This is a genomic window from Georgenia deserti (assembly GCF_042680605.1).
GTDB classification, from domain to species: Bacteria; Actinomycetota; Actinomycetes; order Actinomycetales; family Actinomycetaceae; genus Allobogoriella; species Allobogoriella deserti.
The window spans coordinates 53155-71856 of the sequence record NZ_JBHUEE010000012.1 but is presented as its reverse complement, the minus strand read 5'-3'; the positions used below and the strand labels follow the sequence as shown (position 1 = coordinate 71856).

The window sequence follows — 18702 nt, the reverse complement described above, 5'->3', positions numbered from 1 at the left end:
GGCGACCTGGGACTGCGAGGCACCGGCAACAACAGCTTCGATGACCAGTCGTCGTTTCGACATGCCCGACCATCACTGGCCCGGCTATGCCGATGACCCGAGACACGCCCATTCCGATGACGCGAGACACCCCTATTCCGATGTCCTGAGCCCGGACACCGCCACCCCGACGGCGGTGTCCGACGACACCGGGCCCGGGCCCTCCATGCGAGGGTCCGGGCCTTGCCGTCGGTACGGCGGCCCGAGAGCCGGCGCGTTCATTCGCCAGGAACCTGCTCTTCACTTATCGGACGGGCCGTGCCAGCCTGCTGCCCGTGAGCAGTCGAACCCGACATGGAGCGACAGATCCCGCGCGACGGCCGCTGCTGCCGTTGCTGACCGGCCAGACGGGTGGCCGAGCCGCCATGACGTGCCGTTACCGGTGCGGGAACGCGTGCTTCCACGAGGCGCCGAACCGCTCCGGCAACCCCTACTTCGGTGACGTGGCCGCCGCGGCCCTGTCGCGTCGCACCCTGCTCCGTGCCGGCGCGGTCCTGGCACTGACCGGTGGAGCGACCGGTCTCGCGTCGACCCGCGCCGGCGCCACCCCTCCCCCGCACACAGCCGGACCGGCCGCCGTCGGACTGCGGTTCGAACCCCTCACCCAGCAGACGGGCGACCACGTCACGGTGCCGCCGGGATATCTTCACGATGTCCTCATCCGGTGGGGTGACCCGCTCTTCTCCGACGCTCCCGTGTTCGACCCGGAGCGACAGAGCGCCGAGGCACAGGAGCGCCAGTTCGGCTACAACAACGACTTCGTCGGTCTGCTCCCGCTCGGCCGCGGCGATCACGTGATGGTGGTCAATCACGAGTACACGAACGAGGAGATCATGTTCCCGGGCTACGACCCGGACAACCCCACACGCCAGCAGGTCGAGACCGCCTGGGCCGCACACGGCCTGACCGTCGTCGCCGTCAGCGGCAGGCGACGAGGGCGTCGTTCCGGAGCGCTGGACGTCGTCGTCGACCACGACCTCAACCGCCGACTGCCGCTCTCGGCGGAGTTCGAGCTCACCGGACCGGTGGCGGGTTCGCACTACGTGCGCACCTCTGCCGACCCCGAGGGCAGGACGGTCCTCGGGACCGTGAACAACTGCGCCGGTGGGCTGACGCCCTGGGGCACGTGGCTGACCGGCGAGGAGAACTTCCACCAGTACTTCGCCAACGCGGACGCGATCCGGGACCCGCTCGAACGCGAGCGGCTCGACCGGTACGGGGCCGAGAGCGCCGAGACCGAGCGGAAGTGGGAGCGGTTCGACGAGCGTTGGGACCTGGCCCAGGAGCCGAATGAGATCAACCGCTTCGGGTGGATCGTCGAGGTGGATCCGTACGATCCGACGTCGACGCCGAAGAAGCGCACCGCCATGGGGCGGTTCAAGCACGAGGGCGCCACCGTCCGCCTCGCCGCCGACGGCCGCGCGGTCGCCTACATGGGCGACGACGAGCGGTTTGAGTACCTCTACAAGTTCGTCTCCGCGGAGGCGTACCGCCCGGACGACGACGAACACAACGCCACCCTGCTCGAGCACGGGACCCTGTACGTCGCACGTTTCACCGGCGACAGCCCGGCCGGGGAGATCGACGGGACCGGAGCCCTGCCGTCGGACGGGGCGTTCGACGGGACCGGCGAGTGGATCCCGCTGGTCTCCGGCACCACCTCGCACGTGCCGGGCATGACGCCGGAGGAGGTGCTGTGCTTCACGCGGCAGGCCGGGGACGCCGTCGGCGCCACGGCGATGGACCGGCCGGAGGACGTCGAGCCCAGCCCGCGGACCGGCCACGTCTACGCTGCGCTGACGAACAACACTGACCGCACCGCCGAGCAGGCGGACGAGGTCAACCCACGTGCCGAGAACAGGTTCGGGCACGTGCTCGAACTGGTCGAGGACAGTGACGACGCCGCCGCGGCCACCTTCTCCTGGCGGCTGTTCCTGGTCTGCGGGGACCCCGAGGACCCCGGCACGTACTTCGCCGGTTACGACAAGGACCAGGTCTCGGCCATCTCCTGCCCGGACAACCTCGCGTTCGACGACCACGGCAACCTGTGGATCTCCACCGACGGCCAACCCGACTCCCTCGGCGCCAACGACGCCCTCTACGGCGTCGCCGTCGACGGCCGACGTCGCGGCGAGGTCCGGCAGTTCCTCGCCGTCCCGACCGGCGCGGAGACCTGCGGCCCGGTGATCACCGACGAACGCGTCCTCGTCGCCGTCCAGCATCCCGGCGAGGTCGACGGGGCCAATTATGAGAACCAGGCCTCGCACTGGCCCGACGGAGGCTCCTCGGTGCCGCGCCCATCGATCGTGGTCGCCTACCGCGCCGACGGCAAGCGGACCGGACACGCCTGACCCCTTAGCCCGAAGTTCACCCCCGCTCCGTCTGAACGCAACCTGGCGTGCCTAGGTTGACCGGCATCCTGTCCCCTGCAAGGAGCCACGATGCCAGTGCCGTCCGCCCGTCGCCCGCTACTCCCCCTCCTGACCTCCCACCGTGGTGGGAGGTCAGCCATGACGTGCCGCTACCGCTGCGGCGACGCCTGCTTCCACGAGGTGCCCAACCGCTCGGCGAACGAGTACTTCGGTGACGTCGCCGCCGCAGCGCTCTCCCGCCGGTCGGTCCTCAAGGCCGGGTTGGTCCTGGCCATGGCCGGCGGCGCCACCGCCGCCACCGCGGAGCGTGTGGTCGCCGCGACCGAGCCGCCGGCCGGAGGCGGGCCGGGCGGCCTGGTCTTCGATCCGATCCAGCAGCAGACCAACGACGCCGTCGTGGTCCCGGACGGCTACGTCGCCGACGTCGTCATCCGGTGGGGTGACCCGCTGTTCTCCGACGCCCCGGAGTTCGACCCGCAGAACCAGACCCCCGAGGCTCAGGCGCGTCAGTTCGGGTTCAACAACGACCACGTCGGTCTCTTCGAGCTCGACGGCGGGCAGTTCCTCATGGTCGTCAACCACGAGTACACCACCGAGCCGATGATGTTCCCCGGTTACGACGCCGCCGCACCGACCGAGGAGCAGGTCGCGATCGCCTGGGCGGCGCACGGCCTGAGCGTGGTGACTCTCGACGGCGGATCCGACGGCTCGCTCACCCCCGTGCTGGACGCTCCGCTCAACCGCCGCATCACCGTGACCTCCGAGTTCGAGATCACCGGACCGGCGGCGGGCTCGGAGTACCTGCGCACCTCGGACGACCCGGAGGGCCGCACGGTCCTCGGCACGCTCAACAACTGCGCCGGCGGCCTCACCCCGTGGGGGACCTGGCTCACGGCCGAGGAGAACTTCCACCAGTACTTCGCGAACGCGGCCGCCGTCCAGGACGCCACGACGCGGGAGCGTCTCGCCCGGTACGGGGTCAACGAGGAAGCGTCCGAGCGGCTCTGGGAGACCGTCGACCCGCGGTTCGACCTCGGCCAGGAGCCCAACGAGGTGAACCGGTTCGGCTGGATCGTCGAGGTCGATCCGTTCGACCCCTCGTCCACGCCGCGCAAACGCACGGCTCTCGGCCGTTTCAAGCACGAGGCCGCGACGATCAACATCGCCGCGGACGGCCGCGCCGTCGCCTACATGGGCGACGACGAGCGGTTCGATTACCTCTACAAGTTCGTCTCGGACGGCACCTACGTCGAGGGGGACGACGCCCACAACGCCACCCTGCTCGACAGCGGCACACTGTACGTCGCCCGCTTCACCGGCGACAGTCCCGCGGAGGAGTTCGACGGCAGCGGAGCACTGCCGGAGGACGGGGAGTTCGACGGCTCGGGCGAGTGGATCCCGCTGGTCTCCGGCACCACGTCCCACGTGCCCGGGATGACGGCCGAGGAGGTTCTCGTCTTCACCCGGCTCGCGGGTGACGCCGTCGGCGCCACCAAGATGGACCGCCCGGAGGACGTCGAGCCGCACCCGGAGACCGGGCGGGTGTACATGGCCTGCACCAACAACACCGATCGCACCGCCGAGGAGGTCGACGAGGCCAACCCGCGCGCGGAGAACAAGGACGGCCACGTCATCGAGATCGTCGAAGAAGGCGACGACGCCGCCGCAGCCTCGTTCGCCTGGCGCATCCTGCTGCTCTGCGGCTCCCCGGACGACCCGAACACCTACTTCGCCGGGTTCGACAAGTCCCAGGTCTCGGCCATCTCCTGCCCCGACAACCTCGCGTTCGACCCGGCCGGGAACCTCTGGATCAGCACCGACGGCCAGCCCGGCACGCTCGGCTGGAATGACGCGCTCTACCAGGTGCCGTTGGAGGGCGAGGCCCGTGGCCAGGTGCGTCAGTTCCTCTCGGTCCCGGTCGGCGCGGAGACCTGCGGCCCGGTGATCACCGAGGACCGCGTGCTCGTCGCCGTCCAGCACCCCGGCGAGGGTGACGACGTCAGCTTCGACAACCGGATCTCGAACTGGCCGGGCGGCGGCGACTCACTCCCGCGCCCCTCGGTCGTCGTGGCCTCGGCGGCGGGCGGACCGCCGCCGGAGGATCCGGACGAGGACCCGACGGAGGAGCCCACCGAGGACCCGACCGACGACGGCGGCCCGGGTGACGGCGGCCCGGGTGACGGCGCCGGCGACGGGAACGACGACCGCGGCGGCTCCGGCGGCGGCTCGACCGACCAGCCGCCGACCCGCCTACCCGACACCCGCTGAGCGAGGCCGGACCACCGACGTCGCCGAGGGCACACGGTCACCCGCCGTGGCCCTCGGCGACGTCCGCCGGCGGGTCAGGACGCCGCCTGGAAAATCACCCAGCTCACGAGCGCGACGGCCGCCGCAGCGGGAACCTGGATGAGCGGGCGACGACTGATCACCGCAACAAACTCGCGCAGATAGGCGCTGGGAACGTAGTAACCCGCAGTCGGTGCACCGACGGCGTGCACGTCGAGCCCCAGGTCGAGCGCCTCCAGTGCCGCCCGCGGCGCGTGGTAGTTGTTCGTCGCCATGAGGTACGGCCCTGCGATACCGCGGGAGCGAAGGAGTTCCACACTGTTGCGGAGGTTCTCGCGCGTGGTGCGTGCGCGGTCGTCTACGAGGATGCGCTCATCGGGCACGCCCTGATCGCGCAGCCAGTCGGCCATCACCTCGCCCTCCGGGCGGTCCTCGTCCGGTCCCTGACCGCCGGAGGGCACCAGCACGGCCGGGAGTGCGTCGGTGCCGAGCCGCTGTGCTACCGCCAACCCGGTCCGGAGTCGGGAGGCCAGCAACGGCGGGACCCGGCCGCCCACCACCCGGGCACCGAGCACGATCACGGCGGAGGCGCGCACCCTCCTGACCAGCCACCGGTACAGCAGCGTCTGCGCCACGAACCCCAGGAAGAGGTACCCCGCCCACATCGCCACCAGCATTGTGGCCACCGCCAGCGCCGCGGACCACGGCCGGTCCTCCGCCACGAGGAACAGGGTCATCACGGGTGCCGCGATCATCGCCAGACCGGCCACGAGGGAGAGCAGGTTCGCCGGTGAGCGCCGTTCCCGGCGCACCATGGCCAACCCGTTGGCAAGGAGGAAGACCGGCAGAGCGAGCAGGCCCAGCCCCAGCAGCAGAACGACCGCGAGGCTCACCCACGACACGACCTCGGACCCACCCGGCACCAGGTCCACGAGTTGGGCCACCAGCCCCAGAGCCGAGTAGACGACGGCCACGAGCAGGAACCCGTTACGCAGCCGGCGGGCGTCGCGCCGGACGGACCACCACAGCCACACGGCCCACAAGCCGGTCACCGCGGCGGTGGTCAGTACCGAACCCGGTCCGGCGGTGACGTCGGGGACCGGTCCGGGACTCACGCCCGTCACCCTATCCGCACCTATCCGCTCCAGGCAGAATGCCGCCGTAGGCTCGTGCCATGCCGGTCCCGGAGTTCGTCGCCGCCCTGCGTGCACATGTCGGTCACGACCTGCTGTGGCTGCCGGGGGTGACAGGCGTGGTCCTCGACGACGACGACCGGCTCCTGCTGGGCCGGCGAGCCGACAACGGCCGCTGGGCGCTCCCCTCGGGCATCCTCGAGCCCGGCGAGGAGCCGGCGGTCGGCCTGGTGCGCGAGATCCAGGAGGAGACGGCGGTGATCGCCCAGGCGGTCGCACTCACCGCGGTCAGCGCCGGTGATCGGGTGCGCTACCCGAACGGCGACGTCTCGCAGTACCTGGACCTGACGTTCCTGTGCCGCTACCGCAGCGGAACCGCACGGGTGGCCGACGAGGAGTCAACAGCGGTCGGCTGGTTCGAACTGGACGACCTTCCCGTGGACCTCACGCCGTCGTCCGAGGAGCGTCTGGGAGCGTCCCTGAGCTACCGGCGCAACCCCGCGGCGGGAGCGTCGTTCGTGGCGTGAGAGCCACCTCGGCTGAGATGACCGGCTCGGCCGGCGGCCGGACTGGCCCGGGCGATGACGCGCCCGGACCAGCCCCGCTCCCGGACTAGCGCAGCGGCGTGAAGTCGCGGTTCGCGATGTGCTCGGGCCGCGGCGCCGGGGCACCGTACGGCTCGGTCAGCGTGTTCTCCACGCTGTTGAACACCATGAAGATGTTCGACCGCGGGAACGGCGTGATGTTGTTGCCGGACCCGTGCATGATGTTCGAGTCGAACCACAACGCGGAGCCCGCCGGACCGGTGAACTGGTCGACGCCGAGCTGGCCGGCCATCCGCGTGATGTCGTCCTCGGTGGGCACGCCGATCTTCTGCTCCTTGAGCGAGGAGGCGTGGTTGTTCTCCGGCGTCTCACCCACGCACTGGATGAAGCTGCGGTGCGAGCCCGGCATGACCATGAGCCCCCCGTTGAACGGGTAGTTCCGGGTCAGCGCGATGGAGCAGCTCACCGCGCGCGGGATCGGCATCCCGTCCTCGGCGTGCCAGGTCTCGAAGTCCGAGTGCCAGTAGAACCCGGTGCCCTTGAACCCGGGCATGAAGTTGATCCGGGTCTGGTGCAGGTAGACGTCGGAGCCGAGCAACTGGCGCGCACGGTCCAGCAGCCGCGGGTCACGGCTCAGCGCGTCCAGCTTCTCGCTGATCTTCTGCACCTCGAACACCGAGCGCACCTCGCCAGAGACCTTCTCGGTCACCGTGCGGTGGTCGTCCCGGACCGCGGGGTCGGCCGCGAGCCGGTTCAGTTCGGCCGTGTAGCCCTCGACCTCGTCCGGGGTGATGAAGTCCTCGAGGATCGTGAAGCCGCGCTCCTCGTGGGCCTTCAGGGCGGCGGCATCGAACGGGCCGTCCTCGGGCGAGCCCCACACCGTCGGGTGCTCGCGGTCGATGACCGCACCCGGCTGCGACAGCCGGGTGGGGTACAGGTCGGTGGTCGGATCGATCGTCGCGGTCATGAACATTCCCTTCTCCCGGGCCGGCCCGGGATCGTGACGTCACGCACGCGAGCGGCTCAGCTCGCCTCGGTCACCAGCGGGTAGACACCGTTCTCGTCATGCACCTCTCGTCCGGTGATGGGCGGGTTGAACACGCACACGGTGCGCATCTGGGTACGCGGGACCACGCGGTGCTTGTCGTGGTTGTCGAGGAGGTAGAGCGAACCCGGCGCAAGCTGGTGGGTCTCGCCCGTGGCGAGGTCGGTGACCTCGCCCTCGCCCTCGACGACGAACACGGCCTCGATGTGGTTGGCGTACCAGAACTCGTTGACCGTTCCCGCATAGAGGGTGGTCTCATGCACGGAGAAGCCGACACCCTCACGAGCGAGGACGATGCGCTTGCTGCGCCAGTTCTCCGTCTTGATGTCCTGCTCGGTGTCGGTGATCTCGTCGATGGTGCGAACGATCATGCTGGTTCCTCGGAACCTTTCTGTGATGCGGGAAGGGTCAGGACTGGGCGAGGACGGCGTCGACGGCGTCGGTGAAGATGCTCAGGCCGCGCCCGAGCTCGTCCTCGGTGATGGTCAGCGGTGGCAGGAACTTCGCCACCTCGTCGAGCGGACCGGAGGTCTCCAGGATCATCCCCCGCTCGAAGCAGGCGCGGCAGACCTCGGAAGCCTTCTCGGCCTCCTCGAACTGCAGCCCCCGTGCCAGGCCGCGGCCCTTGGCCACCAGCCCGGCGTCCGGGTACTTGGCCACCAGGGCGTTGAGCGTGGACTCGATGACGGCACCCTTGTCGGCCGTGGAGCGCTGCAGCGTCTCGTCCGACCAGTAGGTGTTGATCGCCTCGGTGCCGGTGACGAACGCCGGGGCGAAACCCCGGAAGGTGCCGTTGTGCTCGCCCGGCTCGAAGACGTCGAGCTCGGGACGCACCAGGGTCAGCGCCAACGGCATGCCGTAGCCCGAGATGGACTTCGACAGCGTGATGATGTCCGGGACGATCCCGGCCTCCTCGAAGCTGAAGAAGCCGCCGGTGCGGCCGCAGCCCATCTGGATGTCGTCGACGATGAGGAGCATCTCGTGGCTGCGGCACAGCTCCTGGAGCTGCTGCAACCACTCGATCCGGGCGGTGTTCATCCCGCCTTCGCCCTGCACCGTCTCGACGACGACTGCGGCAGGCTCGTTGAGTCCGGAGCCGGCGTCCTCGAGCAGGCGCTCGAAGTACATGAAGTCCGGCACGTCACCGTCGAAGTAGTCGTCGTACGGCATCGGGGTGGCGTGCACGAGGGGGATGCCGGCGCCGCCGCGCTTCATCGAGTTGCCGGTCACCGACAGCGCGCCGAGGGTCATGCCGTGGAAGGCGTTGGTGAAGGAGACGACCGCCTCGCGGCCGGTGACCTTCCGGGCCAGCTTGAGCGCCGCCTCGACGGCGTTGGCGCCCCCGGGCCCGGGGAACATCACCTTGTGGTCGAGGCCGCGGGGCCGGAGGATCTTCTCGGCGAACGTGGTCAGGAAGTCACGGCGCGCGGTGGTGAGCATGTCGAGCGAGTGGACGATCTTGTCGTCCGTGAGGTACTCGAGCAGCGCCTTCTTCAGCTGCGGGTTGTTGTGGCCGTAGTTGAGCGTGCCGGCGCCGGCGAAGAAGTCGAGGTACTCGGCACCGTCCTCCGTGTACAGGGTGGCTCCGACGGCGCGGTCGAAGACGACCGGCCAGTTGCGTGAGTAGCTGCGGACTCCGGACTCGAGCTCGGTGGCATCTGTCGCGGGCGTGATGGACATGCGGTTCCTTTGTGTCATGGCCTGCTGAGTGGCCTCCTTGGCGCCCGGCGGTCCGGGCTCGTGGGGATTCACGGGAGCGTTCTCAGCTCCGCCCCGTGAGGTCGATCTGCAGGAGGGGTTCGGCCTCGTGGCCGTCCGGGAAGTCCTCCGTGCGGATGAAGTCGTGCCACACCACCTCGCTGCCGTGGTTGCGGGCGATCGAGCCGAACAGCGCGCGGGAGGCGCCGTTGGACTCGGTCACCGTCGCCTCGAGGGTGTCGACGTCGAGCGTGTCGAGGAGGTCCTCGATCATTCTCCCGGCGACGCCGCGGCCACGGGCTGCGGGCGAGACGCCCACCTGCCACACGAAGACGCTGCGCGGCCGCCCGGGCGGCCGGTGCGCCATGACGAACCCGACGACGTTGCCGTCGACAGTCGCGACCCGGCACGTGTCGGCGAAGTCGCGTGCGTAGAGCAGGTAGGCGTACGACGAGTTCAGGTCGAGACCGCCTCCGCGGGCCAGGTGCCACATCTCGGCGCCGTCGGCCGCCGTGGTCGGACGGATCGTCAGCGGAGCGGACTCCGGGGTCGTGTCGGTCGGCGGATCGTCAGTCTCGTGCTGCGTTCTCGTCGGCATACCGCTGACTACCGTAAGCAGTTCTGCGCCCGTCCGGTACCGGATCGAGCCTGGCCCGAGGGCGCCGCAGGAGGCTGTGCATCCGCTGAACCCCGCATTCTCCTGCGGGAAACCGCGGGCCGATGACCGCTCGGAAACACACCCGAAATCTAGTCCATATGGTGAGACGAATCCGAGGGGTGTGACCCCGGTGACAGTGCGGTGACCTGCACCGATGGACCTGACGTGCACCGACGCCGCCCCAGGTGTGCCGACTCGTCAATCCTGTGCCGACTCGTCAATCCTGTGCTGCCCGACCTGTGCGAACCTCCGCGTCAACGCAAACACGCCGGCCGGGAGAGGCACCGACCCTCCGGTCGGCGCCCACACCCGACCGGCGTGCGGTCGCGGCCTGGTGCGGTCAGGCCGGCGTGAGCTGCTGGGCGAGAATCTCGGCGATCTGGACGGTGTTCAGCGCTGCTCCCTTGCGCAGGTTGTCCCCCGTGACGAAGAGGGCCAGCCCCCGTCCGTCCGGCACGGAGGAGTCCTGACGGATCCTGCCGACGAAGCTCGGGTCCTTGCCGGCTGCCTGCAACGGAGTCGGGACGTCCGCGAGTTCGACGCCGGGCGCGTCGGCGAGCAGCTGCCGCGCCCGTTCCGGGCTGATGGGCCGGGCGAACTCGGCGTTGATGGACAGGGCGTGGCCGGTGAAGACCGGGACCCGAACACACGTCCCGGAGACCGGCAGGTCCGGCAGCTCGAGGATCTTGCGGGACTCGTTCCGCAGTTTCTGCTCCTCGTTGGTCTCCCCAGAGCCGTCGTCGACGAGGTCCCCGGCGAGGGCGACGACGTCGAAGGCGATGGGCGCGACGTACGCCTCCGGTTCGGGGAAGTCGACGGCGGAGCCGTCGAGCGTCAATCCGGCGAGGTCCTGGTCGACGGCGGCGCGCGCCTGGCTCTCCAGTTCCCGCACGCCTTTCAGGCCCGACCCGGAGACGGCCTGGTAGGTCGAGGCGACGAGACGGCTCAGGCCCGCCTCGGCGTCCAGCACCTTGAGGACGGGCATGGCCGCCATCGTGGTGCAGTTCGGGTTGGCCACGATGCCCTTGGGGCGGTCGGCCAGCGCATGCGGGTTGACCTCGGAGACGACCAGCGGCACCTCCGGGTCGTTGCGCCACGCCGAGGAGTTGTCCACCACGACGGCACCAGCCGCGGCGAATCGCGGCGCGTGCTGGCGCGAGGCGGACCCGCCGGCCGAGAACACGGCGATGTCGATGCCGCCGAGGTCCTCGGTGGTGATGTCCTCCACGACGATGTCCTCACCGCGGAACGGCAGGGTTGTCCCGGCGGACCGCGCGGAGGCGAAGAACCGCACGCGCGTCGCCGGGAAGTCCCGCTCCTCGAGCAGGGTCCGCATCACACGGCCGACCTGCCCGGTGGCACCGACGACGGCGATCGTGAGGCCGCGCCCGGAGCCGGCGGGAGGTGCCTCGGTCGCGACGGTGGCGTTGTTCTCGCTCATCGTCCGGTCCCCCCGTAGACGACGGCCTCGGTCTCCTCGGCGTCGAGCTCGAAGGCGGAGTGCACGGCGCGCACGGCGGTGTCGAGGTCCTCGATGCGCGTGACGACGGAGATCCGGATCTCCGAAGTGGAGATCATCTCGATGTTCACCCCGGCCCCGAACAGCGCGCTGAACAGCTTCGCCGAGACGCCCGGGTGCGACCGCATCCCGGCACCGACGAGGGAGAGCTTGCCGATCTGATCGTCCCACCGGACCTCGCTGTACTGCAGCTGGTCCGCGGCCTCAGCCAGGGCGGTGCGCACGGCGCGGCCGTCGGACTCCGGCAGCGTGAAGGAGATGTCGGTGCGGCCGCTGCCGTGGGTGGAGACGTTCTGGACGATCATGTCGATGTTGGCGTCGACCCCGGCGACGACCTCGAAGAGACGGGCCGCGATGCCGGGCACGTCCGGCAGGTCGACGACCGTGATCTTGCCCTGGCTGCGGTCGTGCGCGACACCGGAGATGATCGGCTGTTCCATGTTTTCCTCCTGCCCCGGGGCGGTGACGCTGGCGTCGGTGACCCAGGTGCCTTCCTTGTGCGAGAACGACGACCGGACGTGTAGGGGAACGTTGTGGCGGCGAGCGAATTCCACCGACCGCAGGTGCAGCACCTTCGCTCCGTTGGCGGCGAGCTCGAGGGTCTCCTCGTACGTGATCGCCGGGACCTTGCGGGCGCTGGGGACCACGCGTGGGTCCGCCGTGAAGAGTCCGTCGACGTCGGTGTAGATCTCGCAGACGTCGGCCTCGAGCGCCGCCGCGAGCGCGACGGCGGTGGTGTCGGATCCGCCCCGGCCGAGCGTGGTGACGTCGTTCAGCTCGTTGACGCCCTGGAAGCCCGCGACGATCGCGACCTTGCCTTCGGAGATGGCGCTGGTGATCCGCTCCGGGCCGATCGCGACGATCGAGGCCTTGCCGTACCGGGTGTCCGTGCGGAGACCGGCCTGCTGGCCGGTGTAGGAGCGGGCGGGGACGCCGAGCTCGCCCACCGCCATGGCGAGCAGGGACATGGAGATCCGCTCGCCGGCGGTCAGCAGGATGTCCATCTCGCGTGCGGGAGCGTCGGACGTGATCTGGCCGGCGAGGTCGAGCAGGTCGTCCGTCGTGTCACCCATCGCCGAGACGACCACGACGACGTCGTGGCCGGCCTTCTTCGTCTCGACGACCCGGCGGGCGACACGCTGGATGCTCGGCGCGTCCGCGACGGACGAACCTCCGAATTTCTGCACGATGAGGGCCACGGAAAGGACAACTCCTGGGATGGATAGCGGGCAGACCGGCCAAGGGTGACGAGGCCGTGTGAACCGCGATCCATAGTACGGACGGCGCACTGTCCGCGACACGAGCCGCGTCACACACCCCGCACGCGACGGCCGGAGCCCACCCACGCCACCGGACGCCTATCGGCATGCTGTCACCGAGAATCCGGCGCACCTACCTACCCCACCGACGGCGTCCATATCGTGGACTGCACGGTCCACGCCCCACTGTCCGGGGTGCGCTCGGGAAGGCTCAGGCCTCCACCCGCCGCCGTCCCTCGAAGGCACGGCCGAGCGTGACCTCGTCGGCGTACTCGAGGTCTCCGCCGACCGGCAGGCCGGAGGCGAGGCGGGAGACGGCGATCCCCATGCCGCGCAGCATCCGCGCGAGGTAGGTCGCGGTCGCCTCCCCTTCGATGTTCGGGTCCGTGGCGAGGATGACCTCCTCGACCTCGCCGTCGGCCAGCCGGGTCATCAGCTCGCGGATGCGTAGATCGTCCGGACCGACGCCGTCGATCGGATTGATGGCGCCGCCCAGCACGTGGTAGCGGCCGCGGAACTCCCGGGTGCGTTCGATGACGACGACGTCCTTGGGTTCCTCGACCACGCACAGCACGGCGGAGGTCCGCCGGGGGTCGGCACAGATGCGGCACTGCGTCTGCTCGGAGACGTTGCCGCAGATCTCGCAGAACCGGACCTTCGCCTTGACCTCGGTCAACGCACGCGCGAGCGCGGCGACCTCGTCGGCATCGGCGGCGAGGATGTGGAACGCGATGCGCTGCGCGCTCTTGGGGCCCACGCCGGGGAGCCTGCCGAGCTCGTCGATCAGGTCCTGGACCGCACCTTCGTACACAGCGGCAGCCTACGTGCCGGCGCCGTCGGGGGTGGTGATCTCCTCGATGACGGTGCCGCCGAGAATCTGCGCCACGAGCGGCGCGCCGACCATGCCCGAACCCTCCGCGTCGGGGTCGTCGGCGGAGGGGACGTCATCGGCCGGTGCGACGCGGGGCGGCGCAGGGGTCGTGGCGCTTCCGGGCGAGGCGGCTGAGACCCGGTCCGCCGGTGTGGCGCTCCGGGGAACGCCGGGGCGTTCAGGACGTGCCCGATCGGCATGCTCGACCGTCCCGGCGGTGGCCGCGGGGTTCTCAGCGGGCACGACCGGTGCCGGCGCGGCGGCCTCGGTGTGGGTGTCGGTGTCGGTCTCGGTGTCGGCAGGACCGTCCGGCGCCGGCTCCGGGGGCATCTCATGGCCGTTCGAGGCCCCGTCCGGTTCGGGGACAGCCGCGGGTCGCAGTTCCGTGCCCGCGGCTCCGGAGGCGTCGTCCTGCGGAGCAGGCGACGGCGCACGAGGTGCCGTGGCCGGTGTCGCCCAGCTCGTCATGGCGTCGGCGACGGCCGAGGACGGGGCTGAGCGGCTGTCGGCCGGGGCAGGTCCCGGCGGTACCGGTTCGCCGCCGTTCCCGCCGGCGCCGCCGTCGTCGACAATGCCCTCGACCCGCAGCGGTGTCCCGAGAGTCTCCACGAGTGCGCGTTCGACGTGCTGCGCGTGCGCGCCGGTACGGAAGGTCGCGGCCAGCCCGGACGTGCTGAAGAGCAATTGCAGCGTCCCGTTTCGCACGCTGCCCACCTGCGCGTTCTGCGACACCAAGGCCCAGGTGGCACGCCGGAGCCGGGCGAGGGTGGCCACGACCTCGGACCACCTGCGGCGGATCATCTCCGCATCTCCGACGTTGTCACTCGGGGCGCCGGGATCGTCGGTCGTGGCGGGCGGCGTCATCTCCGGCGCGGGTGCCGGTGTGGGCGTGGAGGCGGCGGGCCCCTGGCCGGCGGGCGCGGGCTGATCGGCGGGCGGGTCCTGCGCCGTGGCCGCGGCGGGCCGGGCAGGCACGTGCGGCTCGCCCGGCTCGGGCGGTTCGGGCGGCGCCGGCTCGGCCGGTGTCCCGGGCGCGTCGGGTGCAGCCGGCGCCCCGGGCCCGACCGGCTCAGCGGCCGCAGCCGGTTCCGCGGACCGCGCGGGTCCCGCGGACCGCGCCGGCTCCGTTCCGGCGGACGGCCCGGGACCCGCGGCGGCCGGCGGAGCCGCGACGTTCCGTTCGAGCCGGTCGAGCCGAGCGCCGTACCCGGCGTCCGCGTCGTCGGCGCCGGGGAGCAGCAGCCGGGCGCAGAGCAGCTCGAGCTGCAGCCGTGGTGACGTGGCCCCGGTCATCTCGGTGAGCGCCTCGTTCACGAGGTCGGCACCCCGGGAGAGCTGAGCGGGGCCGAGGTTACGGGCCTGGACCTGCATCCGAGCGAGCTGGTCCTCCGGCTGGCCCCGGAGCGCGGCGGCGGCGTGATCACCGGCCATCGCGATGAGCACCAGGTCCCGCAGCCGCTCGAGCAGGTCTTCGACGAAGCGGCGCGGATCGTGCCCGGACTCGATGACGCGGTCCACCACGCGGAACAGGCTCGCGCCGTCACGCGCGGCGAGCGCATCGACCGCGTCGTCGAGCAGTGCGGCGTCGGTGTAGCCGAGAAGGGCGAGCGCACGGTCGTAGTCGAGGCCGGACTCGTCCGCGCCGGCCAGCAACTGGTCCAGGACGGAGAGGGTGTCCCGGACGGAACCACCGCCGGCTCGCACCACCATGGGCAGCACGCCGCCACCGACCCGCACGCCTTCCGTCTCGCACAGCTGCTCGAGGTAGCCGAGCAGCTCTTCCGGCGGGACGAGCCGGAAGGGGTAATGGTGCGTCCGCGAACGGATGGTGCCGATGACCTTGTCCGGTTCCGTCGTCGCGAAGACGAACCGCAGGTGCTCCGGGGGTTCCTCGACGATCTTCAGCAGCGCGTTGAAGCCCGCCTGCGAGACCATGTGGGCCTCGTCGATGATGAAGATCTTGTAGCGGTCCCGCGCCGGGGCGAACGTGGCTCGTTCGCGGAGGTCACGGGCGTCGTCGACGCCGCCGTGGGAGGCGGCGTCGATCTCGACGACGTCCAGTGAACCGCTCCCCTCGCGGGCGAGCTCACGGCACGAGGGGCACTCGCCGCACGGTGTGTCGGTGGGCCCCTGGGCACAGTTCAGGCAGCGGGCCAGGATGCGCGCCGACGTCGTCTTGCCGCACCCGCGCGGGCCGGAGAAGAGGTACGCGTGATTGGTGCGGTCGGCCCGCAGCGCCGCGGTCAAGGGCTCGGTCACGTGGCCCTGCCCGATGACCTCCTGGAAGGTCTCGGGCCGATAGCGGCGGTAGAGGGCGGTGCTCACGCAGTCGAGGTTAGCCGTGCGAGGCGACACCAGGCACCCACGCCGACGTGACGGTGCATACCCCGGCCCTCCACGCGAAGGACCCCCCGTGCACCCGTCAGAGCTCACCTACCCTTGCTGCCTTCCGGCCCTGGGGGAGTTCGGCAAGATGACGCCGCACGAGGGGTCTGCCGTCAGTCTACGGACCCCCCTGTGACCGCGTCCAACGGCGGGGAGGTGACGACCGGCACCACCGGTAGGTCGTCACCCGGCGTCGCCCGGCAGCTGCCGGGCCACTGCGGACGAGCGCGCACCCTGACGGACGCACGATCCGACGAAGCGCACCACCGGTCCCGGGTGAGGAACCCCACCCGGCACGGGCGCTCCAGCCGGTCGATCGGCACTGCGCCGTCGGGTATTCTCGACGCTCGGTGCCACGGCGCACCCATGCCCGGGAGGATTCGCCTAGCGGCCTATGGCGCACGCTTGGAAAGCGTGTTGGGTTCACGCCCTCGGGGGTTCGAATCCCCCATCCTCCGCCGATGTGATGCCCGGCGGGTATCGCGTGCGAGCCCGGACCGAGGCCTCGGTCCGGGCTCGTCTCATCGGTAGGGCTGATCGAGACGGCACCCTTGGCGGACGCACCGGAGCGCCCCACCCTGAGCCCGGTTGAGGCAGGGAGTTCCGGTGCGAGCGGTGCGTGCCACCTGCCCCCGTTCGGGAAGGTGTCTCGGGCGGCACGGTGCAGACCCGGCGGCGACACAAGCCGATGTCGTGACCGTTCCTCCACAGACCCGTGATCTAAACGTGACATTCGTCGCATGTTCGGCTAGCGTCTGGACCGCTCCACCGTCACCCTCGCCGTGGAGTCTCCGACGGCGGAAGCCGCACCCTGCCGTCGTCGTCGGAGCCGGTGCGACAGATCGGTCGGCAGGGACGGGGAACCACGGTTCCCAGCTGGGAACACGGGTGAGTGCGCGGCACGGTCGCGCGTCGGGCTGCTCCGGCCCGCACCCGAGAGTTCACCCCCGCAGGCGGTCAGGAGAGGTAGAGGTTCGTTGTCCGAACTCACGACACAGGCACGCGGCCGGCACCGCGCACCCGTCCGGCCCGCCACCCCGCTCACCGGGCTGACCCTGACCAAGCTCCAGGCACGCCGCGGCGTCCTGACGGTCGCATCGTCGTCGTTGGCGATCACGATGGCGGCCTCCTCCGCAGCCGCGGCGCCGGGGGAGTCCGGCGGCGCCCGGCCCGAGGCCGTCCTGGGGCAGATCAGCCAGCAGGTTCGCGCCGGCCTGGTGACCGGCCCGTCCGTGGAGACCTCCGGGGAGGTCTCCTGGTCGGTGGGAGAGGCCTCCGCCGAAGCGACGCCGCCGCCCGAGCCGGAGCCGGCGGCCACCCTGGCCGAGGTCGACGCCGAGACCACCGAGCGGACCGCACCGGTCTCCCGCGACACCGCCCGGGAGGAGGTCTCCACCGCCCCGGAGACAGCACCAGAGACCTCCGAGCCCGCGGCACCGGCCGAGACGCAGTCCGCCCCGGCGTCGGGCATCGGTCAGCAGATCGTCGACATCGCCCGGCAGTACATCGGCACGCCGTACGTCTACGGTGGCTCGACCCCGGCCGGCTTCGACTGCTCGGGCTTCACCCAGTACGTCTTCGCCCAGGTCGGCATCTCGCTGCCGCGTTCCTCGAGCGCCCAGTACGGCGCCGGCACGGTCGTGTCCGCCGCCGAAGCCCGGCCGGGCGACCTCGTCTGGGGTCCCGGACATGTGGGCATCTACACCGGCAACGGCAACCACATCGCGGCGCGCAACCCCTCCTCACCGCTGCACGAGTCGCCGATCTACCTGTCGAACCCGGTCTTCATCCGCGTCGCCTGAGCGCTGTCCGACCGGTCGTGCCAGAACGACCGACTCGCCCGGCCACCTCGTGGTGGCCCGACCTCGGCACGAGGAGAATGCCTGCGTGATGTTCAAGGCCGTGGGGGACGGTCGGCCGTACCCCGATCACGGATTCGTCAGCGACCGCGATTGGGCGGACGTCCCGCCCCGGCAGATCCGGCTCGACCAGCTGGTCACCACCAAGAGCACGCTCGACCTGAGGCACCTGCTGGCCTCGGACTCGACCTTCTTCGGCGATCTCTTCGCACACGTGGTGTCCTGGCGAGGCGATCTCTATCTCGAGGACGGGCTGCACCGCGCGCTGCGGACCGCTCTGCAGCAGCGCCTGGTGCTGCACGCCCGGGTCCTCGAACTCGACGACGACGGACGTCCGGCACCCCCGCCCGGATGAACGGCTGTCACAGACTCGTCAGCTACCGTTTCCTCCTGTGACAGCCCCGCACCCGTCCGTCCAGGACGCCCGCCAGGCACGACGCCGACGGCTCCAGCAGCGGCAGACGGTCATCTTCGGTGGCCTCGTCACGATCCTGCTGGTGCTCGCGCTCATCGCCGCCGCGATGTTCACGGGCCTGGTGCCCTCACCGCTGCAGCGGGAGTTCTCCAGCCCGGAACCCACCGACGACGTCGTCGTGCCGTGTCCACCGCAGGACGCCACGGCGCTGGACCTCGGCAGCATCACCGCCAACGTCTACAACGGCACCGACCGCGCCGGCCTCGCCGGTGAGACCGGGGAGTCCCTGAGCCGCGCCGGGGTGCTGGTCAACCAGGAACCGGCCAACTGGCCGCAGGGCTCCTACGAGGGAACGGCGCAGATCGTCGTCGGCGCCGAGGGCGTCGTCGCCGGATACTCGCTCGCGCGACTGTTCCCGGGCTCGGTCGTCTCCCTCGACGACGGGCGCGAGGACGAGACGGTGGACGTGGTCCTCGGCGCGGAGTACGACTCGATGCTCAGTCAGGACGAGATCGACCAACTCGAGCCGGACGAACCGCTGCAGGCCCCCGAGGACTGCGAACCGGTCCGGTCGGCAGGCGGCGGCGAGAACGGCGACGGCGAGAGCGGCTGACGCCT

15 protein-coding genes, 1 tRNA gene and 1 other RNA gene are annotated in these 18702 nt (G+C 70.8%); 7 read left to right on the top strand and 10 right to left on the bottom strand.

Translation table 11 applies throughout. The features are described 5' to 3' along the window. The first annotated feature begins 404 nt into the window (after positions 1 to 404). Both ACFSE6_RS17995 and ACFSE6_RS17990 read left to right on the top strand, forming a co-directional pair. Positions 405 to 2390: a PhoX family protein gene (locus ACFSE6_RS17995; RefSeq protein WP_465254184.1), complete on the top strand. Its 1986-nt coding sequence runs from the start codon at positions 405 to 407 to the stop codon at positions 2388 to 2390. A 90-nt stretch (positions 2391 to 2480) separates the two neighbouring features. Next, entirely contained in the window at positions 2481 to 4679 is a 2199-nt protein-coding gene (locus tag ACFSE6_RS17990) for a PhoX family protein (protein WP_417398514.1), read from the top strand. A 74-nt stretch (positions 4680 to 4753) separates the two neighbouring features. On the opposite strand, the gene ACFSE6_RS17985 is transcribed toward ACFSE6_RS17990, so the two are convergent. Beyond that, the gene (locus tag ACFSE6_RS17985; RefSeq protein WP_388010623.1) at positions 4754 to 5812 is read right to left on the bottom strand and encodes a YdcF family protein; all 1059 of its coding nucleotides are present in this window, start codon (positions 5810 to 5812) and stop codon (positions 4754 to 4756) included. Between the two features lie 59 nt (positions 5813 to 5871). Here ACFSE6_RS17985 and ACFSE6_RS17980 point away from each other — a divergent pair, with 59 nt between their 5' ends. Then, a complete protein-coding gene (locus ACFSE6_RS17980) occupies positions 5872 to 6357 on the top strand; it encodes an NUDIX hydrolase (RefSeq protein ID WP_388010620.1) in 486 nt (161 codons plus the stop codon). A gap of 85 nt (positions 6358 to 6442) precedes the next feature. Here ACFSE6_RS17980 and thpD read toward each other — a convergent pair whose 3' ends face one another. The 9 genes from thpD to ffs form a co-directional block, all read right to left on the bottom strand. Further along, positions 6443 to 7342 (bottom strand): ectoine hydroxylase, encoded by a 900-nt coding sequence (gene thpD / locus ACFSE6_RS17975; RefSeq protein WP_388010617.1) that lies wholly within the window; start codon positions 7340 to 7342, stop codon positions 6443 to 6445. 56 nt (positions 7343 to 7398) lie between these two features. Further along, positions 7399 to 7791, bottom strand: a complete 393-nt coding sequence (locus tag ACFSE6_RS17970; protein WP_388010614.1) for an ectoine synthase — start codon at positions 7789 to 7791, stop codon at positions 7399 to 7401. A 37-nt stretch (positions 7792 to 7828) separates the two neighbouring features. Then, positions 7829 to 9100, bottom strand: coding sequence for a diaminobutyrate--2-oxoglutarate transaminase (gene ectB, locus ACFSE6_RS17965; protein WP_388010611.1), 1272 nt, complete (start codon positions 9098 to 9100; stop codon positions 7829 to 7831). A gap of 82 nt (positions 9101 to 9182) precedes the next feature. After that, positions 9183 to 9716, bottom strand: a complete 534-nt coding sequence (ectA, locus tag ACFSE6_RS17960; RefSeq protein WP_388010608.1) for a diaminobutyrate acetyltransferase — start codon at positions 9714 to 9716, stop codon at positions 9183 to 9185. A gap of 400 nt (positions 9717 to 10116) precedes the next feature. Beyond that, entirely contained in the window at positions 10117 to 11217 is a 1101-nt protein-coding gene (locus ACFSE6_RS17955) for an aspartate-semialdehyde dehydrogenase (RefSeq protein WP_388010605.1), read from the bottom strand. Beyond that, positions 11214 to 12494 (bottom strand): aspartate kinase, encoded by a 1281-nt coding sequence (locus tag ACFSE6_RS17950; protein ID WP_388010602.1) that lies wholly within the window; start codon positions 12492 to 12494, stop codon positions 11214 to 11216. Before ACFSE6_RS17950 ends, ACFSE6_RS17955 begins: the two co-directional genes overlap by 4 nt. A 271-nt stretch (positions 12495 to 12765) precedes the next feature. After that, positions 12766 to 13365: a recombination mediator RecR gene (gene recR / locus ACFSE6_RS17945; protein ID WP_388010599.1), complete on the bottom strand. Its 600-nt coding sequence runs from the start codon at positions 13363 to 13365 to the stop codon at positions 12766 to 12768. Between the two features lie 9 nt (positions 13366 to 13374). After that, complete coding sequence (locus tag ACFSE6_RS17940; RefSeq protein WP_388010596.1) at positions 13375 to 15750, bottom strand: DNA polymerase III subunit gamma and tau; 2376 nt, start codon at positions 15748 to 15750, stop codon at positions 13375 to 13377. A gap of 74 nt (positions 15751 to 15824) precedes the next feature. Continuing rightward, positions 15825 to 15921: signal recognition particle sRNA small type (gene ffs / locus ACFSE6_RS17935), an RNA gene on the bottom strand. A 262-nt stretch (positions 15922 to 16183) separates the two neighbouring features. Between ffs and ACFSE6_RS17930 the strand changes: the two genes are divergently transcribed. The 4 genes from ACFSE6_RS17930 (at position 16184) to ACFSE6_RS17915 (ending at position 18697) form a co-directional block, all read left to right on the top strand. Then, positions 16184 to 16268 (top strand) — tRNA-Ser (locus ACFSE6_RS17930). Positions 16269 to 16787: 519 nt separating this feature from the next. Further along, positions 16788 to 17612 carry a C40 family peptidase gene (locus ACFSE6_RS17925; RefSeq protein ID WP_388010593.1) on the top strand — a complete coding sequence of 275 codons (825 nt, stop codon included), beginning with the start codon at positions 16788 to 16790 and terminating at the stop codon, positions 17610 to 17612. A gap of 85 nt (positions 17613 to 17697) precedes the next feature. After that, on the top strand, positions 17698 to 18024 hold the full coding sequence (locus ACFSE6_RS17920) for a type II toxin-antitoxin system VapB family antitoxin (protein WP_388010590.1): 327 nt from the start codon (positions 17698 to 17700) through the stop codon (positions 18022 to 18024). 37 nt (positions 18025 to 18061) lie between these two features. Next, the gene (locus tag ACFSE6_RS17915) at positions 18062 to 18697 is read left to right on the top strand and encodes a LytR C-terminal domain-containing protein (RefSeq protein ID WP_388010587.1); all 636 of its coding nucleotides are present in this window, start codon (positions 18062 to 18064) and stop codon (positions 18695 to 18697) included. The last annotated feature ends 5 nt before the right edge of the window (positions 18698 to 18702 follow it).

Bases quoted from the DNA above. Each gene is read 5' to 3' on its own strand.
- ACFSE6_RS17995 (WP_465254184.1), top strand. From the start codon at position 405: ATGACGTGCCGTTACCGGTGCGGGAACGCGTGCTTCCACGAGGCGCCG.
- ACFSE6_RS17990 (WP_417398514.1), top strand. From the start codon at position 2,481: ATGCCAGTGCCGTCCGCCCGTCGCCCGCTACTCCCCCTCCTGACCTCC.
- ACFSE6_RS17980 (WP_388010620.1), top strand. From the start codon at position 5,872: ATGCCGGTCCCGGAGTTCGTCGCCGCCCTGCGTGCACATGTCGGTCAC.
- thpD (WP_388010617.1), bottom strand. From the start codon at position 7,342: ATGACCGCGACGATCGATCCGACCACCGACCTGTACCCCACCCGGCTG.
- ACFSE6_RS17970 (WP_388010614.1), bottom strand. From the start codon at position 7,791: ATGATCGTTCGCACCATCGACGAGATCACCGACACCGAGCAGGACATC.
- ectB (WP_388010611.1), bottom strand. From the start codon at position 9,100: ATGTCCATCACGCCCGCGACAGATGCCACCGAGCTCGAGTCCGGAGTC.
- ectA (WP_388010608.1), bottom strand. From the start codon at position 9,716: ATGCCGACGAGAACGCAGCACGAGACTGACGATCCGCCGACCGACACG.
- ACFSE6_RS17955 (WP_388010605.1), bottom strand. From the start codon at position 11,217: ATGAGCGAGAACAACGCCACCGTCGCGACCGAGGCACCTCCCGCCGGC.